14 protein-coding genes are annotated in these 15,997 nt (G+C 71.5%); 5 read left to right on the top strand and 9 right to left on the bottom strand.

Translation table 11 applies throughout. The annotated features are described in order from the left end of the window. Window positions 1–95 precede the first annotated feature (95 nt). The 3 genes from leuS to FLP23_RS07090 all read right to left on the bottom strand — a co-directional run bounded on the left by leuS (window position 96) and on the right by FLP23_RS07090 (window position 4,712). The gene (leuS, locus tag FLP23_RS07100) at window positions 96–2,657 is read right to left on the bottom strand and encodes a leucine--tRNA ligase (protein WP_210413803.1); all 2,562 of its coding nucleotides are present in this window, start codon (window positions 2,655–2,657) and stop codon (window positions 96–98) included. Window positions 2,658–2,799: 142 nt separating this feature from the next. Further along, a complete protein-coding gene (locus tag FLP23_RS07095) occupies window positions 2,800–3,345 on the bottom strand; it encodes a YaeQ family protein (RefSeq protein ID WP_149325208.1) in 546 nt (181 codons plus the stop codon). Between the two features lie 11 nt (window positions 3,346–3,356). Continuing rightward, window positions 3,357–4,712, bottom strand: a complete 1,356-nt coding sequence (locus FLP23_RS07090; RefSeq protein ID WP_149325207.1) for an anthranilate synthase component I family protein — start codon at window positions 4,710–4,712, stop codon at window positions 3,357–3,359. An 11-nt stretch (window positions 4,713–4,723) separates the two neighbouring features. Between FLP23_RS07090 and FLP23_RS07085 the strand changes: the two genes are divergently transcribed. Together FLP23_RS07085 and FLP23_RS07080 are read left to right on the top strand one after the other, a co-directional pair. Continuing rightward, window positions 4,724–5,551: an aminotransferase class IV gene (locus FLP23_RS07085; protein ID WP_149325206.1), complete on the top strand. Its 828-nt coding sequence runs from the start codon at window positions 4,724–4,726 to the stop codon at window positions 5,549–5,551. After that, the gene (locus FLP23_RS07080; protein WP_149325205.1) at window positions 5,548–6,252 is read left to right on the top strand and encodes a DedA family protein; all 705 of its coding nucleotides are present in this window, start codon (window positions 5,548–5,550) and stop codon (window positions 6,250–6,252) included. The genes FLP23_RS07085 and FLP23_RS07080 overlap by 4 nt, the downstream gene beginning before the upstream one ends. Here FLP23_RS07080 and FLP23_RS07075 read toward each other — a convergent pair. Continuing rightward, entirely contained in the window at window positions 6,249–6,899 is a 651-nt protein-coding gene (locus FLP23_RS07075) for a TetR/AcrR family transcriptional regulator (RefSeq protein WP_246139928.1), read from the bottom strand. The two genes, FLP23_RS07080 and FLP23_RS07075, sit on opposite strands and share 4 nt — an antisense overlap. An 80-nt stretch (window positions 6,900–6,979) precedes the next feature. On the opposite strand from FLP23_RS07075, the gene FLP23_RS07070 reads away from it, so the two are divergent. The 3 genes from FLP23_RS07070 to FLP23_RS07060 all read left to right on the top strand — a co-directional run bounded on the left by FLP23_RS07070 (window position 6,980) and on the right by FLP23_RS07060 (window position 9,509). Then, entirely contained in the window at window positions 6,980–8,035 is a 1,056-nt protein-coding gene (locus FLP23_RS07070) for an App1 family protein phosphatidate phosphatase (RefSeq protein WP_149325204.1), read from the top strand. A gap of 97 nt (window positions 8,036–8,132) precedes the next feature. Beyond that, the gene (locus FLP23_RS07065) at window positions 8,133–8,402 is read left to right on the top strand and encodes a hypothetical protein (protein ID WP_149325203.1); all 270 of its coding nucleotides are present in this window, start codon (window positions 8,133–8,135) and stop codon (window positions 8,400–8,402) included. 42 nt (window positions 8,403–8,444) lie between these two features. Beyond that, entirely contained in the window at window positions 8,445–9,509 is a 1,065-nt protein-coding gene (locus FLP23_RS07060; protein ID WP_149325202.1) for a winged helix DNA-binding domain-containing protein, read from the top strand. A gap of 80 nt (window positions 9,510–9,589) precedes the next feature. Here the strand turns inward: FLP23_RS07060 and FLP23_RS07055 are convergent, their stop codons facing one another. The 5 genes from FLP23_RS07055 to FLP23_RS07035 all read right to left on the bottom strand — a co-directional run bounded on the left by FLP23_RS07055 (window position 9,590) and on the right by FLP23_RS07035 (window position 15,850). Further along, complete coding sequence (locus tag FLP23_RS07055; RefSeq protein WP_149325201.1) at window positions 9,590–10,780, bottom strand: glycoside hydrolase family 3 N-terminal domain-containing protein; 1,191 nt, start codon at window positions 10,778–10,780, stop codon at window positions 9,590–9,592. An 18-nt stretch (window positions 10,781–10,798) separates the two neighbouring features. Beyond that, window positions 10,799–11,749: a carbohydrate ABC transporter permease gene (locus FLP23_RS07050; protein WP_149325200.1), complete on the bottom strand. Its 951-nt coding sequence runs from the start codon at window positions 11,747–11,749 to the stop codon at window positions 10,799–10,801. Then, complete coding sequence (locus FLP23_RS07045; RefSeq protein WP_149325199.1) at window positions 11,749–12,714, bottom strand: carbohydrate ABC transporter permease; 966 nt, start codon at window positions 12,712–12,714, stop codon at window positions 11,749–11,751. The genes FLP23_RS07050 and FLP23_RS07045 overlap by 1 nt, the downstream gene beginning before the upstream one ends. Window positions 12,715–12,783: 69 nt before the next feature. Next, window positions 12,784–14,127 (bottom strand): ABC transporter substrate-binding protein, encoded by a 1,344-nt coding sequence (locus FLP23_RS07040; RefSeq protein WP_149325198.1) that lies wholly within the window; start codon window positions 14,125–14,127, stop codon window positions 12,784–12,786. A gap of 46 nt (window positions 14,128–14,173) precedes the next feature. Then, window positions 14,174–15,850, bottom strand: coding sequence for a glycoside hydrolase family 13 protein (locus FLP23_RS07035; RefSeq protein WP_210414026.1), 1,677 nt, complete (start codon window positions 15,848–15,850; stop codon window positions 14,174–14,176). Between the last annotated feature and the right edge of the window lie 147 nt (window positions 15,851–15,997).

The raw sequence follows: 15,997 nt of genomic DNA, 5'->3' as shown, positions 1-15,997 counted from the left end.
CTGCGCGGGGACGCGATGCGATCCGGGGATGTGCACGCGGGCGCGCGGCTGGGGAGGAGGTGTGGGCGGGGCGGTTCCGGTACGCCGCTGCGCGGCTACTCGACCAGCGGGGATCGCGTCGCGATGTTGACGACGCGGGGGGCGCGCACGATGACGTTCACGATCTCGCGATCGCCCACCGCGCGCACCACGGCGGCGGAGGCCCGGGCGAGCGCCTCGAGCTCGTCGCCGTCGATCGTCGGCGACACCTCGAGGCGGTCGCGCACCTTGCCGTCGACCTGCACGATCGCCGTCACCGACTCCTCGACGAGCAGCCGCGGGTCGGGCTTCGGCAGCGCCTGCAGCGCCACGGTCGCCGGATGCCCGAGCCGCGCCCACATGTCCTCCGCGGCATACGGAGCGAACAGCGACAACAGCAGCGCGACCGTCTCGACGGCCTCGCGCACGGCGGGGTCGCCGCCGCCCACCTCGGAGTCGATCGTCTTGCGGATGGCGTTCACGAGCTCCATGACACGCGCCACGAGCACGTTGAACTTGAACGACTCGACGAGTCCCGGCGCGTCCGCGAGCAGACGATGCGTCTGACGACGCAGCGCCGTGTTCCCGGAGCCGAACGCGACGCCCGGCTCGGAGGTCACATCCCCCGCGAGCCGCCACGCGCGCGCGAGGAACTTCGCCGACCCCGACGGCGAGACATCCGCCCAGTCGATGTCGTCCTCGGGGGGTCCCGCGAACGCCATCGTCAGGCGCACGGCATCCACGCCGAACTCGTCCAGCTGGTCCGACAGCCGCACCAGGTTGCCGCGGCTCTTCGACATCGCCGAGCCGTCCATGAGCACCATGCCCTGGTTGAGCAGCGCCGTGAACGGCTCGGTGAAGGTCACATAGCCCAGGTCGAACAGCACCTTGGTGATGAAGCGCGCATACAGCAGGTGCAGGATCGCGTGCGTCACCCCGCCCACGTACTGGTCGACGGGTGCCCACTTCTCGGCCTCCGCCACATCGAACGCCTTCGTGTCGTCGTTCGGCGAGAGGAAGCGCAGGAAGTACCACGAGCTGTCCACGAAGGTGTCCATGGTGTCGGGGTCGCGACGCGCCGCGGTGCCGTCGGGGAGGGTCACGTTCACCCAGTCCTCGGCGGCTCCCAGCGGCGAGGTGCCCTTCGGCTGCAGGTCGAGCCCCTGCGACGGCGGCAGCGCCACCGGCAGCGCCGACTCGTCCACGGGGATCTCGCGCCCGTCCTCGGTGTGCAGGATCGGGATGGGGGTTCCCCAGTAGCGCTGACGTGAGATGAGCCAGTCGCGCAAGCGGTAGGTCTTGGCGGCCCGCCCGGTGCCGGCGCTCTCGAGCAGCTCGATGACGCGGCGGATGGCGTTGCCCTTGCTGAGCCCGTCGAGCGGACCCGAGTTGATCATCCGCCCCTCGCCCGCGAGCGCCTCGCCGGTGACCGCGGGGTCGAGGGTGTCGCGCGGGGCCGCGCCGAGCGCCTGCTCGGGGGTGATGATCGGGATCGCGCCGGTGATCGGCGCGGTGACGTCGACGACCACCTTCACCGGCAGCGAGAACTTCCGGGCGAAGTCGAGGTCGCGCTGGTCGTGGGCGGGAACCGCCATGACCGCGCCGTGGCCGTAGTCGGCGAGCACGTAGTCGGCGGCCCACACCGGGATCCGCTCGCCGTTCACGGGGTTGATCGCGAAGCGGCCGAGCGGCACGCCGGTCTTCTCGCGCGAGGCGTCCTGGCGCTCGATCTCGTTCGACTTCTGCACCTCGGCGAGGTAGGCGGCGAAGGCCTCCTGCACCTCGGGGGTGGAGTCGGCGACGAGTTCGGCGGCGAGCTCCGAGTCGGGCGCGACCACCATGAAGGTCGCACCGAACAGCGTGTCGGGGCGGGTGGTGAAGACCGTCACCTTCTCGGCGTGGCCCTCGATCACGAAGTCGACGTCCGCACCGACCGAGCGGCCGATCCAGTTGCGCTGCATCGCGATGACCTTCGACGGCCAGCGGCCCTCCAGCTGGTTGAGGTCATCGAGCAGCCGGTCGGCGTAGTCGGTGATCTTGAAGTACCACTGGGTGAGCTTCTTCTTGGTGACGAGGTTGTCGCATCGCTCGCAGCGCCCGTCGACGACCTGCTCGTTGGCGAGCACGGTCTGGTCGAAGGGGCACCAGTTCACCCAGCTGGCCTTGCGGTAGGCGAGGCCCTTCTCGTAGAGCTTGAGGAACAGCCACTGGTTCCACTTGTAGTACTCCGGGTCGGAGGTGTGGATGACGCGGTCCCAGTCGAAGCTCGTCGCGTAGCGGCGCATGGAGGCGCGCTGCTGGGCGATGTTGTCGTAGGTCCATTCGCGCGGGTCGATGCCGCGCTTGATCGCCGCGCCCTCGGCGGGCAGGCCGAAGGAGTCCCAGCCGATCGGGTGCAGCACCGTGAAGCCCTGCAGCCGCCAATAGCGGGCGATGATGTCGCCGAGCGCATACGCCTCCGCGTGCCCCATGTGCAGGTCGCCCGAAGGGTAGGGGAACATGTCGAGCACGTACTTGCGGGGCCGCTTGTCGTCGGGGTCGCTCGTGGCGAAGGGCTTGAGCTCGTCCCAGACGGGAAGCCAGCGCTCCTGGATGCGGCGGAAGTCGTACTCGTCGGCGTCGCGGTCGTGCTGCGTCACTCGTGTCTCTTCTCTCGGGGGTGCAACCTGTCCAGCGTAGTCAACGATCCTGCGCCCCGAGTTGTGCCCAACGCTGCCGCGCTGCCCCTCGGGCGGCAGAGATCACGCGCGCGCGGGGCCTAGCGCTACAGCGTTGGGCGGATTACCCGGAGGCGAGCGGGTGATGGTGGATGGTCGAGGTCGAGGTGGTGCCGTTGAGCTCCAGGTAGAGCTGGCGCTCGGTCACCGAGACGGTCAGCTCGTTGCGTCTCTCGAGGGCGGACACCGCCGCGTCGATGAAGCCGGGGTCGAAGCTGTGCAGCGTGATCGCCTCCGCCCGGTGGATTCTCTTGCCCGCCCACTGCGGGAGCAGCTTGGCGGGGTCGCGATGCGTGTACACGAGGGTGCGTTCGGCGAGCTTGCTGCCCGTGTGCAGCCGCGCGGCATCCGGGGCGCCCACCTCGATCCAGGCGGTGATGCGCCCCGTGAGGTCGCGCACGAGCACGGCGGGCTCGTCGGTGGCCGCCACCCCCTCGCTGAAGGCGATGCCCTCCTCGAACTCGAGGCAGTAGGCGAGCACCCGGGTCAGCATGAACGCGGCCGTCTCGGAGGGGTGCTGTGCGACGCGCAGCGCGAGCTCCTCGTAGACCCCGCGGTCGACGTCGGCCAGGTGCACCGCGAAGGTGTGGATGGTTGCGCCGGCGGCCATGGGGTCCGAGCCTACGCGTCCGCGGATGCGCCGAGGGCGGCGAGCAGGGCGGCGGCCTTGAGCCGGGCCTCGGCGAGCTCCTCCTCGGGCACCGAGAGCGCGGTGATGCCGCCGCCGGCACCGACGGATGCGCCGTCGGCGTCGATCACGATCGAGCGGATGGTCATCGCGAGATCCGCGGACCCGTCGGCTGCGAGGTAGCCGAAGGCGCCCGCGTACAGCCCGCGCGGCCGCTGCTCGAGTCCGTCGAGCAGCTCGATGGCGCGCCGCTTGGGCGCGCCCGTCATCGAACCGGCCGGGAAGCAGGCGGCCACCGCGTCCACGGCGCCGAGCCCCGCGAGCAGGCGGCCTTCGATCGTCGACACGAGCTGGTGCACGTGTCGGTACGACTCCACCTCCAGGAGGCGGGTGACCGCCACCGATCCCAGCTCGCACACCCGCGAGAGGTCGTTGCGCATGAGGTCGACGATCATGAGGTTCTCGGCGCGCTCCTTCTCGCTCGCGACGAGCTCGCCGCGCAGGCGCGCATCCTCGTCGGGGCGCGGGTCGCGCGGGCGGGTGCCTTTGATGGGGCTCGTGCGCACCACGCCGTCGGGGGCGACCTCGAGGAAGCGCTCGGGCGATGCCGACACGAGGCAGACCCCGCCGATCCGCAGCAGGCCGCCGTGGTGGGTGGCGCTCGTCGCGCGCACGGCGTCGAACACGGCGAGCGGGTCGAAGGCGCCCGGCACGCGCGCCTCGGTCGTGAGGCACAGCTGGTAGGCGTCGCCCTCGTGGATGGCGTGCTGGCAGGCGCGCACGTGGGCGAGGTAGGCGGCTTCGTCGTCGTGCCAGTGCGGGGTCGAGCCGGTCGAGGAGCCACGCGCCGCGACGCGCAGCGAGACCGTGGGATCGCTGGTCTCGAGACGCGTGCCTTCGGCGCGCTCCTCGACCGCCTCGAGCGCGCGATCTCGCCACGCGGCGAGCTCGCCCTCCCAGCCCTCGCCGAGGGCGAGCAGCTCCGCGTCGCCCGCGCCGTCGATCGCGACGAGCCGCGTCACCCGCAGGAACGCGGCATCCGGATGCGGTCCGCGCTCGCGCACCGGCATCCCGCAGCTCTCCCCGCGCAGTTCGTAGCCGAGCCAGCCGACGAGCCCGAGCGGCACCGCCCCGAGCGGTTCGTCGACGGCGAGCGCCGCGAGCTCGGCACGCAGTCGCGGCAGCACCTCGCCCTGCGGCAGCTCCACCCGCTCACCCGTGCCGAGGAAGGCGCGGCCGCCGGGCCCGGAGTCGAACCAGAACGCGTCGCCTGCGGGGTGCAGCGCCGCGAACAGCTGCCGGGCGTCGAATCCGCCGCCGAGCGGATGTCGCAGAAGCCGGGGACGCATAGCCTAAGCCTATGAGCGCACCGTCCTCCGCCCCTGTGGCGACCACCTCGCTGTGGCAGGGCGACGCGCTCGTGGCCCGTGAGGATTGCGACGTCGCCCCCGCGGTGATCGAGGCGGCCGACTCGTGGCTCGTCGAGGACGGCACCGTGCGCGGGCTGGAGCTGCACCGCAGCCGGTTCATGACCTCGATTCCCCGATCCCGCGCCCGGGAGCTCGACCTCGACGCGTTCTGGGATGCCGCGATCGCCGAACTGCCCCGCACGGGCTCGTGGTTCCCCCGCGTGGAGCTGCGCGAGCAGCTCGGGGCACCGCAGCTGCTGTTCCGCTTGCGCGAGGCGCCCGCGCTGCAGCGCTCCCTCATCCTCACCACCCACACCGGTCGCGACCCGCGCACCGCCCCCACCGTGAAGGGTCCGGATCTCGCGGCCATGATCCGGCTGCGCACCCTCGCCCAGACCCACGGCGCCGACGAGGCGGTCATCGTGAGCCCCGAGGGCTGGATCGTCGAAGGCTCCACGACGAGCATCTGCTGGTGGCGCGGGAGCACGCTGTGCATCCCCGACCGCACCCTGCCGCGCGTCGACGGCGTGACCCTGCGCACCGTGCTCGCCCTCGCGACCGCGCTCGGCATCGAGATCTCCGAGGAGCGCACGATGCCCGATGAGCTCGACGAGCTCGAGGTGTGGGCGCTCAACGCCCTGCACGGCATCCGCATCGTGACGGCGTGGCAGGGCGGTCCCGCGTCGACGGCGGAGGAGCCCGGCCGGCTCTCGCGCTGGAGGCTGCGGCTCGACGCGCTGCGGCGCCCGCTCCCGGCGTTCGACGAGGACGCCGGGTGAACTGGCTCAACGAGCTGCTGACCGCGGTCCTGGATGCGGTGCAGTCGGTCGATCCGGTGCTGCGCACCCTCATCGCGGGGCTCGGCATCTTCCTCGAGACGTCTCTGCTCGTGGGGCTCGTGGTTCCGGGCGACACGATCGTGATCGTCGCCGCGACGGCCGTGCGCAGCCCGGTGGAGTATCTGGCCCTCGTGGTCGTGGTGGTGCTCGGGGCGCTCGGCGGCGAGAGCGTCGGCTTCGCGCTCGGTCGCTTCTTCGGTCCCCGCATCCGGGCATCCCGGCTGGGCCGTCGCATCGGCGAGCACAACTGGCATCGCGCCGAGAACTACGTGGATCGCCGCGGCGGCATCGCCGTCTTCGTGTCGCGCTTCCTGCCGGTGCTGCACTCGCTCGTGCCCGTCACGGTCGGGATGAGCACCATGCGGTACCGCAAGTTCATCGCCTGGACGCTGCCCGCCTCCGTCATCTGGGCGTTCGCCTACGTGACGGTCGGGTCGCTCGCGGCAGGCAGCTACCGGCAGCTGTCGCAGCAGCTGCACGGGGCGGGCTACCTGTTCGTCGCCGTGATCGTCGTGTTCCTGGCGGCCGTCGTGGTCACCAAGAAGCTCATCGAACGCTCCCAGGCGCGCCATTGGGCGCACCCCGGCGACGGCGACGCGAACACGATCGACCCGATCGACCCGATCGACGACGCGGCTTAGCGCTTCGGGAGCGGCAGGTACGTCCCGATGATCGCCGCGGCGGCATCCCGTGCGGCGGCGAGGCGATCCGGGTCGCCATCCGGGTCGCGCGCGAAGGCCCGCGCGACGAGCGCGTCGACCGCTTCGATCGCCACCTCGAAGCCGTAGCGCGACTCGTCGTCGCCCGGCAGCTCGAAGCGCGCGGCGAGGGCGTCGAAGATGGCTCCCGCCATGACGGAGTTGCGCGGCGAGCCCTCGGCGGGGCGCAGGTCGAGCACGTCGCCGAGACGCAGCGAGGCGAAACCGGGCTCGGTGCGGAAGTGCTCGACGAGCACGTCGAAGGCGGCCGAGAGCGCGGCGAGCCAGTCGTCGTAGCCTTCGGCGGCGATGACGTCGAGCACCCGCTCGGTCACCCGCTCCTCGTTGCGCGCCGCGAGGCTCTGCAGCACGGCGATCCGGTCCGGGAAGTAGCGGTAGACGGTTCCGATGGACGCTCCGGCGCCGTCGGCGACCATCGCCGTCGTCAGACGCTCGTAGCCGATCTCGGCCACGACCGCCGCGGCGGCGTCGAGGAGGGCCGCGAGGCGCGCGGTGCTGCGCGCCTGCATCGGCTCGTTGCGGATCAACGTCGCGGGATGGTCGCGAGTCGCGGTCAGGGTGTCGGGCACAGGTACTCCTCGCTGTCGCGGCGATTCTAGCCCGCCCGCGGCCCGACGCGGGGGGAAGAACGGCGTGACACACTGGAGGGATGGAATCGGTCTCGCCGACGCCCCCGGCCGGCGAGGAGCCCCGGGCGCGCGTGCACCTCGCGGCGCGTCTCGACGATGCGCTCCATCGGTTCCGGGAGCGCCGCGCGCGTCGCCGCGGGTTCGTGCCCACGATCGTGCCGTACCCCGGATACGGCGGGGACGGCTGGGCGCGCGTGCTCGGTCGGGTCGTGCTCGTGAAGCCCGGGCGCCGGGCACCGGACCGGTACACGAGCATCCGCGGCTGGCGCAGCTTCACGAGCATCCCGGTGAGCGATGCCGTGCTCGAGGTGGCCTCGGGCGACGAGGTGCAGGTGATCCGCGCCGACCGCGGCGGGGTCGTCGACGCGCGGGTCGCGACGAGCCTCGCGCCCGGCTGGGGCACCCTGCTGCTGACCCTCGAAGGCGCGGATGCGATCGAGGCGCCGATCTTCGTGGTCGACGAGTCGGTGCGGTTCGGGGTGGTGTCCGACATCGACGACACGGTCATGGTGACCGCGCTGCCGCGCCCGCTGCTGGCCGGCTGGAACACCTTCGCCGTCAACGAGCACGCCCGGCGCCCGGTGCCGGGGATGTCGGTGCTGTACGACCGGCTCATCGCGGCTCACCCCGGCAGCCCACTCATCTATCTCTCGACGGGCGCCTGGAACACCGTGCTCACCCTCAGCCGGTTCCTCTCGCGACACCTGTACCCGCGCGGCACCTTCCTGCTGACCGACTGGGGGCCGACCCCGGAGCGCTGGTTCCGCAGCGGTCAGGAGCACAAGGCCGCCAACCTCGCTCGCCTCGCGAGCGAGTTCCCGCAGGTGCGCTGGCTGCTCATCGGCGACGACGGGCAGCATGACGAGCAGCGCTACGGCGAGTTCGCGGCCGCGCATCCGCAGAACGTGGCGGCGGTCGCCATCCGGCAGCTGACACGGGGCGAGGCGGTGCTCGCGGGCGGTCGCTCGCAGCTCGACGAGCACGCCGGCGAGGTGCCGTGGGTGTACGGGGTCGACGGTGCTGATCTCGCCGAAGAGCTCACGACGCTCGGGCTGCTCGACTCGGCGCGCGCCTGATCGGCGGGTTCCTTGTCCCCCGCTCGGGGGGCTGCTAGCGTGGGGCCACCCCACCCCGTCGGCCACCCACCGACTCCCCCACTCGAAGGATTCCGGCATGTCCGGTGTGCTCGCCCTGCTGATCGTCGCCCTCGCGGCGGCGGCGATGACCGCGCTCGCGATCGCGCTCGTGCTGCTGCGCCGTCAGGGGCGGCTGGATGTGCGTCGTGCGATGAGCGTCGGCGCCCTCGCCGTGCTGGCGGGCGGGGCAGCGGTTGCCGGCGTCGCGGCGCTGCAGCCGGCGCCTGCACTGCCCGCCGAGCCGGTGTCGGTCGTCGCCGACCTGGGCGACGTGCAACTGCCGACGCTCGCCCTCGACGACGAGTAGGCGATCCCGGGGCGTGTCGCCGGTTCGCGCCAGACTGACGGGGTGACGCGCACCCTCTCCGCCCGCGGACGCCGCACGGTCACCGCGCTTCGGCTCGCGGCGCAGGGCATCGCGCGCCCGGCGGGCGACGATCCGGTCGAGGTCGTGCGATCGCTGCTCGCCGTGCAGGCGCAGGACTACCTCGGCGCCCTCTGGTCGGTGGGCCTGCGCACCCGCGGAGCCACCGAGCGCAGCGTCGAGGACGCCCACCGCGCGGGCGGCATCGTGCGGTCATGGCCGATGCGCGGCACCCTGCACTTCGTCGCCGCAGAAGACCTCCCCTGGATGCTGTCGCTCACCGGGGAGCGCATCGCGCGCTCCGCCGCGGGGCGCCACCGCCGGCTCGGCCTCGAGCCGGGCGACTTCGCGCGCGCCGCGGACATCGCCCGCGACCGGCTCGCCGGTGGTGCGCGCGCCGACCGCGTGGAGCTGCTCGCCGCGCTGCGGGACGGCGGGGTCGCGACCGACGGCGAGCGCGGCATCCACCTGCTCGGCAATCTCGCGCATCGCGGCGTGGTCGTGCTCACGGGCCGCACCGAGTTCGCGCTGCTCGCCGAGCAGCTGCGCGATGCGCGACCCCGGGAGCCCGACGAGACGCTCGACGAGCTCGCGCTGCGCTACTTCCACGGTCACGGACCGGCGACCGTCCGGGATCTGGCCTGGTGGACGGGCCTGTCCCTCGGCACGGTCCGCCCCGCCGTCGACCGGGTGCGCGACCGCCTCGACGTGCTCGAGATCGACGGGGTGACCCACTACCTGCGGCCCGGGCTGGAGGCGGAGCGCCCCGGGGTGCAGCTGCTGCCCGGCTTCGACGAGTACCTGCTGGGCTACACCGACCGCTCGGCGGCGCTGTCCGCGGAGCACGCCGACGCCGTGGTGCCGGGAGGCAACGGCCTGTTCCTGCCGACCGTCGTGGTGCGCGGCGAGATCGTCGGGCTCTGGCGACGCACCCGGGGCCGCCGCGGCGCGCAGCTCGAGCTCGATCCGTTCACGCCCCTCTCGGCGACGGTCGAGCGCGCGGCGCAGGCGGCCGCCCGCCGGTACGAGCGCTTCGTGCAGGGGGCGTGAGCTGAGGCGCGCGGCGTGGGCACGATGTCCGTGCCGAGCGGCATGGGCGAGATCGGCTCCATCCTCCCGGTCGGAGCCGCTCAGCGGGCGGCGATCTCGCAGAGCTCGCCGCAGCGCACATAGGGCGCATCCGACGGCGCCACCGCACGGCGCAGCGTGAGCACCCGCTCCGCCGCCTCGGCGAGCCGCGCGGCAGGCAGGGTGCCGTCGGCGACGGCCGCCGCGATCCGGCGACTCAGCTCCGCCGGATCCACCGGCCCCACATACAGCAGCAGGTCGGCACCGGCCGCGAGCGCCGCGATCCCGTTCGCGTACGGGTCGGCGAGCCCCGGCTCGCCGCTCGCCTGCAGCATCGAGAGGTCGTCGGTCACGGCGACCCCGGTGAAGCCGAGCTCCTCACGCAGGATGCGGTACCAGGCGGGCGAGAGGCTCGCCGGCGCCGGATCAACCGCCGTGTAACGCAGGTGCCCCGTCATCACGAGCTCCGCCCCCGCGGCGATCCCGGCCGCGAACGGCGGCGCCTGGCTCGCGCGCCACTCCTCGAGGCTCATCGCGGTCTGCGGGATGACGGCGTGCGAGTCTCCGGGAGCGCCCCCGTGCCCCGGGAAATGCTTGAGGGTCGACAGGGCGATGCCCCGCTCCCCCGCGACGGCCTCGCCGACCCGGGCGCTCACCGACGCGGCATCCGCCCCGAAGACCCGCGGGGCGAGGAACGAGCGTCGATCGCCCGTGACATCGGCGACGATGCCGAAGTTCACGTCGATGCCCGCGGCGGCCACGATCCCGGCGCGTGCCGCGAACGCCGCCCGGGCGGCCTCGGGCGCCTGACCGGCCAGCGCACGGGCGCTCGGGCCGGCATCCGGCAGCCGGGCGACCGTGCCGCCCTCCTGATCGACGGCGATGAGCACCGGCAGCCCGGGGTCGATCGCGAGCCCGGAGGTGAGCGCCGCGGTGGCCTCGATCGAGCCCGCGGTGTTGTCGCCCATGAGGATGAGCCCGCCCACCCCGGTCTCGGCGAGCCGGGCCTTGATGCCGCCCGCGTCGGTCCCGGGCACGCGGATCATGATGACGCCCGCCGCCTGCTCGACCACGCTCAGCTCGGCGAGCCGCGCGGTCACGTATGCGGCGTCCGGGTCGACCGGCTCGGGCTCCGCCGGCTGCTCCCAGGCCCGCGGCGGGGCGGTCGACACGGGCGCAGCCGCCGGCCCGGCGCACGCGCACAGGGCGAGGGCGGCGACGATCAGCCCGATCCCCGCCGCCCTCGTCCGCACGCTGTGAGGCTACTGCGCCTAGCCCTTCACGGCACCGCCGAGGCCGGCACCGCGCAGGAACACCCGCTGGAACACCAGGAACAGCACCAAGGGGATGAGCGTCGAGATCGCGAGCGAGGCGAGCGTCACATCCAGCTCGGTCTGCGACTCGATGTCCGGCAGGCGCACCCCCAGCGGCTGCAGATCGGCCACGCCGCGCAGCACGAGCGACGGCCACAGGTAGTCCTTGAGGGAGGCGATCACGATGAACACCGAGGCCACGCCGATGATCGGCTTCGACATCGGCAGCGCGATCGACCAGAACATCCGGATCGGGCCCGCGCCGTCGGTCTTCGCCGCCTCGAACACCTCGTACGGCAGGTTGTCGAAGAAGCGCTTGATGATGAGGATGTTGAACGCGTTCGCCGCCGTCGGCAGCCACACGCCGAGGTAGTTGTTGAGCAGGCTCGGGCCGATCGGCGGCCGGGCGATCGTCACGAAGAGCGGCACGAGCAGCACGACCGCCGGCACGAACAGCGTGGCGAGCACGGCCGTCTGCAGGATCCGCCCGTAGGCGGGCTTCAGGATCGACATCACATAGGCGCCCGTGGTGGCGATCACGAGCGACACCACCCACTGCCCGAGGGCGAGGGCGATCGTGTTGAAGAAGTACTTGCCCACCTGCACGTCCACCCACGCCTGGGTGAGGTTCGCCCAGTCGATCCCGCTCGGCCAGAAGGCCAGCGGATAGGTCAGGGTGTCCTGGGTCGTCGACACGGCCGCCTTCGCGAGCCACAGCAGCGGCCCGAGGCCCACGATCAGCAGCCCGCCCATGAGGAACACGTGGGAGGCGATCTGACCGATCTTGACGGGACGACGGCGGCGGTCGTGCACCGAGAGGATGCCGCGCTCGGCATCCAGCTCGTCGGCCGCGTCGAGCTTGCGGCGCGCGCGGAAACCCGGTCGCGGAAGCTTGATGGTGATGCTCATCAGTTGGTGCTCCACTTCTGGGTGGCCTTGAAGTACAGGAACGAGGCGATCGCGAGGAAGATCGCGAGCATGAGCGAGAGGGCGGTCGCCTGGCCGTACTTGCCGCCGAGACTGCCCTCGAAGGCGTAGCGGTAGATGAGCAGCAGGATGGTGACCGTCGAGTTGTTCGGGCCGCCCGAGGTGAACAGGTACGGCTCGAGGAACACCTGCGCGGTCGCGATGATCTGCAGGATGAGCATGACGAAGATCACCCCGCGCAGCTGCGGCAGGGTCACGTGCCAGATCTTGTGCCAGATGCCCGCACCGTCCACCTCGGCCGCGTCGTAGAGCTCCGGCGGCACGGCGAGCAGCGCCGCCAGGTAGATGATGATCGATCCGCCGGCGGCCGCCCAGGTCGCCTCGAGCACGAGCGACGGCATCGCCTGGGTGGGGTCCTGGATCCACCCCTGCGCCGGGATGCCGAACCAGCCGAGGATCGTGTTGAACAGACCGGTCGGCGACGACTTGTAGAAGACCGTCCAGAGCAGCACCGCCACCACCGGGGGCACGATGACCGGCAGGTAGGCGAGTGCGGAGTAGAAGCCCTTGAGGCGCTTCACCTCGCTCATGAGCACCGCCATGAGGATCGGCAGCGGGAATCCGAAGATGAGCGCGAGGAGCGCGAAGTAGAGGGTGTTGACGACCGCGATGCCGAGCACCGGGTCGCTCAGCACGGCCACGAAGTTGTCGACGCCGACGAACTGGTAGGTGATGAGGTTGGTCTTCTGGAAGCTCATCCAGACGGCCTGGAGGATGGGCCACCAGCTGTACACCGCGAAGATCAGGATCATCGGGAGGGCGAGCAGCAGGGTGGTCAGGCCGCCCTTGCGGACCCATCCGGTCACGGATCGGTCGCGCGTGCGCGGGGTGGTCTGCCGTGGACGCAGTCTCTGCTCCAGGGACTGCCGTTCATCGATCGCGGTCATGCGGGTGCTTTCTTGGTCGTGGCGGAGAGGTGGGGCCGCCGGACCGGGAGATCCGGCGGCCCCGGTGGGTCAACCGTCGATGAGCGCCTGAGCGTCCTTGTCGGCCTGCGCGAGAAGCGCGTCGATGTCGGCGTTCTGGTCGGTGAGGACCGCCTGCACGACGTTGTCGAGGATCTGGTAGATCTCCTGCGTGTGGAGCTTCGGCTCGCCGACCGGGGTCTGGTTGACGATGCCCTCGAAGAAGCCCTTCATCTGGTCGCGCGGCACGTTGACGTACGGCTCGATCCAGGTGAGGCGCTGCGCCTCGGTCTCCTCGTCCAGCACCGGCAGCACCGGGGTGCCCACGGCCTGGCCGGCGTCGGCGAGCGCCTTGGCGTCACGCACCGCGCCCTCCTCGGTCAGCAGCTTCTGCATGTAGTACCAGTCGATCCACTTGACGGCCGCGGCCTTGACCTCGTCGTTGACCGTCGGCGGGATGACCGCGATGTCGCCACCGCCGAGCACCTTGCCGCCGTCCTCGACGGGGATGGTGGTCAGACCGTACACGTCCGGGTCGAGCGAGAAGTCGCGCACGAGAGCCGTGTACAGGTCGGAGCCCGAGGTGTACATGCCGATGTTGCCCGCGGCGAACTCCTGGTTGATCGACCCCCAGTCGAGCAGGAAGTTGTCACCCATCGAGTTGTCCTCCCAGCGGAGGTCGTGGAAGTACTCGAGGGTGGCCTTCGTGCCCGGGTTGGCGATCGTGGAGGTCGTGCCGTCCTGCATCGAACCGCCGCGCGTGACCGACTGCGCCGTCAGCTGCCACCCGCCGGTGGCGCCCTTGGTCATCGTCGCGTAGCCGGCCTTGCCGGTCTTCTCGGCGATCTGCTTGGCGTACTCGCGCACCTCGTCCCAGGTGGTGGGCGGCGAGTCGGGGTCGAGGCCCGCCTCTTCGAACAGTGCGCGGTTGTACTGCAGACCGAGCGCGTAGGCCTGGCGCGGGAAGCCGAAGATGTTGCCGCTCGAGTCCTTGACCGCATCGAGGATGATCGGGTTGAACTTGTCGGCGTAGCCGAGATCCTTGACCTCGGCCGTGACATCCATCAGCTGACCGTTCTCGAGCAGCGTCTTGGCGTCGGTGAAGGGCACCGTGAACACGTCGGGCAGGCTGCCCGCCGCGAGCTGAGCCGTGAAGGTGGGAGCCTTCCACTCGTACTCGACGCCGATGACGTCGATGCCCGGGTTGTCCTTCTCGAACTGCGCCTCCTGGACGGCGAACGCGTCGTAGGCCGCCTGATCGGCCCCGGGCGGGAAGGTCGCAACGCGGAGCTCGACCCTGCTGCCGGACTCATCGCCCGTGCTGGAGCAGGACGCGAGGGCAGCGACCGTGGCGACCGCTGCCGCGATCGCGAGCACCTTGGTGGGTGACTTCATTGTCTTGCCTTTCATGGTTGGGATGTGGTGGGTGGGTTTCTCCGGGCTAGTGCTGTGGTCGTAGCCACGCCGTGGAGTCGGTGGGGAGCTGCGCGACGCCGTCGCCGGCGTCGACGAGCTCCGAGCTCGTGAGGATCACCTCGCGGTGGGGAGGCAGCGCGACGGGCGCGCCGAAGGCGGTGACGCTGATGAAGTCGTCGCCGCGACGGAAGGCGAGCGCGTCCGGCCCGAGGTCGAGCCAGGCGAACGGTCCGTCGCCGAGCGCGTCGTCGACCTTGCGGAACTCGAGGGCGCGCTTGTACAGGTTGAGCATCGAACCGGGGTCCTGCTCCTCGGCCTCGACGGTGTAGAGCGCCCACTGCCGGGGCTGCGGGAGCCAGGGACGGTGCGGTGCGTGCGGCGAACTGAAGCCGAACGGCTCGCGGGTGCCGCTCCAGGGCAGCGGCACGCGGCAGCCATCCCGGCCGGGGTCCACGCCCCCCGACCGGAAGTGCATGGGGTCCTGCAGGGCGGCGAGCGGGATGTCCTCCGCCTCGGGCAGGCCCAGCTCGTCGCCCTGGTAGATGTAGAGCGATCCGGGCAGCGCCGCCGTGAGGAGTGCCGCCGCGCGCGCCCGGCGGGTGCCGAGGGCGAGATCCGTCGGGGTGCCGAAGCGCTTCTTGAGGAAGGCGAAGGAGCTGTCGTCGCGCCCGTAGCGGGTGACCGGGCGGGTGACGTCGTGGTTCGAGAGCACCCAGGTGGAGGGGGCGCCGACGGGTGCGTGGGCGGCGAGCGTCATGTCGATCGACTCGCGGAGCTCGTGCGCATCCCAGGGGCGGGCGAGGAAGTCGAAGTTGAACGCCGTGTGCATCTCGTCGGGGCGCAGGTACTTCACGAAGCGGTCGATCTCGGGCAGCCAGATCTCCCCCACGAGCACGCGCGTGCCGGGGTAGCTGTCGGCGACGGCGCGCCAGCTGCGATACACCTCGTGCAGCTCGTCGCGGTCCTGGGTGGGGTGTTCGCCGGGGCCGGGGTTCTCGGGCACCTCGCCGAGCTCCGGGTCCTTGATGAGGAGGGCCGCGGAGTCGATGCGCACGCCCGCCACACCGCGGTCGAACCAGAACCTGAGGATGTCCTCGTGCTCGCGGCGCACGTCCGGGTGGTTCCAGTTGAGGTCGGGCTGCTCGGGGGTGAACAGGTGCAGGTACCACTGGCCGGGGGTGCCGTCGGGCAGGGTCTCGCGGGTCCAGGTCTCGCCGGCGAACGGCGACACCCACCGGGTGGGGAGCGTCTCGGAGTCGACGAACCAGAAGCGTTCGCGCTCGGGGCTGCCGGGCCCGGCGGCGAGGGCATCCTGGAACCAGCGGTGCTGGGCGGAGATGTGGTTGGGGACGACGTCGATGATGGTGCGGATGCCGAGGGCGAGCGCCTCCTGGATCAGCAGCTCCGCCTCGGCGAGGGTGCCGAAGTCGGGGTGGATCTCGCGGTAGTCGCTCACGTCGTAGCCGCCGTCGGCGAGCGGGCTCGCGTACCAGGGGGTGAACCAGATCGCGTCGACGCCGAGCGCCTTGAGGTAGCCGAGCCGGCTGCGGACCCCCGCGAGGTCGCCCGTGCCGTCGCCGTTGCCGTCCGCGAAGCTGCGCGGGTAGATCTGGTAGATGACGGCGGAGCGCCACCAGTCCGGATCGTCGAGCGTCGGGACGGGCGCGGGGTGTCCGGCGTCGGCGGGGGCCTCAACCGTGATCGGCAGGACGTCTGCGTCCACGCGGGGTTCCTATCGGGGTCGTTGCGACGCCCGGGTCGGCGTCGACAACCACAATGTATGGAACTCGACAGATTGACGCAAGAACTAAACAGAATGCAAGAAACTTGCCAATTCTTTCAGCGCGCT

This window comes from Protaetiibacter larvae (assembly GCF_008365275.1).
Classification (GTDB): Bacteria; Actinomycetota; Actinomycetes; order Actinomycetales; family Microbacteriaceae; genus Homoserinibacter; species Homoserinibacter larvae.
This window is presented reverse-complemented; position numbering and strand designations above follow the sequence as displayed.

Coding starts and splice junctions, on each gene's coding strand:
- FLP23_RS07045 (WP_149325199.1), bottom strand. CDS start 12,714: ATGACCGCGATCGATGAACGGCAGTCCCTGGAGCAGAGACTGCGTCCA.
- FLP23_RS07085 (WP_149325206.1), top strand. CDS start 4,724: ATGAGCGCACCGTCCTCCGCCCCTGTGGCGACCACCTCGCTGTGGCAG.
- FLP23_RS07070 (WP_149325204.1), top strand. CDS start 6,980: ATGGAATCGGTCTCGCCGACGCCCCCGGCCGGCGAGGAGCCCCGGGCG.
- FLP23_RS07040 (WP_149325198.1), bottom strand. CDS start 14,127: ATGAAGTCACCCACCAAGGTGCTCGCGATCGCGGCAGCGGTCGCCACG.
- FLP23_RS07065 (WP_149325203.1), top strand. CDS start 8,133: ATGTCCGGTGTGCTCGCCCTGCTGATCGTCGCCCTCGCGGCGGCGGCG.
- FLP23_RS07090 (WP_149325207.1), bottom strand. CDS start 4,712: ATGCGTCCCCGGCTTCTGCGACATCCGCTCGGCGGCGGATTCGACGCC.
- FLP23_RS07095 (WP_149325208.1), bottom strand. CDS start 3,345: ATGGCCGCCGGCGCAACCATCCACACCTTCGCGGTGCACCTGGCCGAC.
- FLP23_RS07050 (WP_149325200.1), bottom strand. CDS start 11,749: ATGAGCATCACCATCAAGCTTCCGCGACCGGGTTTCCGCGCGCGCCGC.